This is a genomic window from Mycobacterium sp. 1465703.0 (genome assembly GCF_001672975.1).
GTDB lineage: Bacteria > Actinomycetota > Actinomycetes > Mycobacteriales > Mycobacteriaceae > Mycobacterium.
In genome coordinates this window covers 1-1319 of the sequence record NZ_LZKU01000040.1, presented here as the reverse complement: position 1 = coordinate 1319, position 1319 = coordinate 1, and the positions used below count along the sequence as shown (strand labels likewise).

General features: G+C 62.4%; 1 protein-coding gene. It reads left to right on the top strand.

From position 1 onward, the window contains the following. The first annotated feature begins 53 nt into the window (after positions 1 to 53). A complete protein-coding gene (locus tag A5625_RS03575; RefSeq protein WP_066989110.1) occupies positions 54 to 1307 on the top strand; it encodes a DDE-type integrase/transposase/recombinase in 1254 nt (417 codons plus the stop codon). Positions 1308 to 1319 lie beyond the last annotated feature (12 nt).

Genomic DNA, 1319 nt, shown 5'->3' with positions numbered 1-1319 from the left:
GCGTTGACTCGTCTGAAATGCGCGCGAAAGGGTGATTCGTTGCCTCATGGGAAATGCGCGCGTACGCCCGGTGGATGGGGTTGACGTTGGCGCAGCGCAGGGCAATCACCGAGGCGGGCGCTACCCGTTACCAGCGGGCGAGCAAGCGCGGGAAGAGTCGGATTCTCGATGAGTTGTGCGCCAACACCGGCTGGCACCGAAACCATGCCCGCAAGGCGCTCAAAGCCGCACTGCAGCCCAGGGTCGTGACTGCGCGCAGTGCACGGCCGTTGAAGTACGGCGATGATGTCATCACGGCGTTGACGGTCTGCTGGACCGTGCTGGGAATGCCGGCCGGCAAACGGCTCGCACCCATGCTCCCAGAATTGGTGGCCGTACTGCGCCACTTCGGGGAGCTGATCATCGATGACGCCATCGCGGAGTTGTTGGTGTCGATGTCGGCGGCCACCATCGATCGCCGCCTAGCCGATGAGCGAGCCAAATGCGCGATCAGAGGACGGGTGGGCACCAAGCCGGGGTCGCTGCTCAAAAGCCAGATCCCGGTGCGCACCTGGGCCCAGTGGGACGACGCTGTGCCTGGTTTCGTCGAGATCGACACGGTCTTCCACGACGGCGGCAACCGTGGCGGGGGCCATGCCTTCACACTGACGGTCACCGATATCGCCACCGGCTGGACCGAGAGCCGCTCAATGCCCGACAGGGCGGCCAAACACGTACTGGCCGCCCTCAATCACATCGCCGCCGCGATGCCGTTCCCCATCCTGGGCGTGGACTGCGACAACGGATCGGAATTCATCAACGACGACCTGCTGACATGGTGCCAAAACCGAAACATCACCTTCACCCGATCACGGCCGGGCAACAAGAACGACGGTTGTCACGTCGAGCAGAAGAACTGGACGGTCGTCCGCACCACGGTCGGCTACTACCGCTACGACACCGCATCAGAACTGTTGCTACTCAACGAGATCTGGCAACTGCAGTCAAAGCTGACCAACTACTTCCACCCCCAGCAGAAACTGATATCCAAAGTCCGCACAGGAGCCAAAGTCACCAGGAAACACGACAAAGCCACCACCCCGTTTCACCGCGCGGTCGACCATCCACGCATGACCGTGCAGCGCATCGTGGCACTCAAACGAACCCACTCGCTGATCAATCCCGCCGCCACCGGCCGCCAAATCCAGGCATTGACCACCCAGCTGTTCACCCTGGCCACGAGCAAAGCCGCAAACGGTAGCCCCGCTCCAGTCACCAAACGCGCACGCTCACGTGAGGCAACAATTCCCCCAACGCGCGCATCTTGACGTGAGGCAACT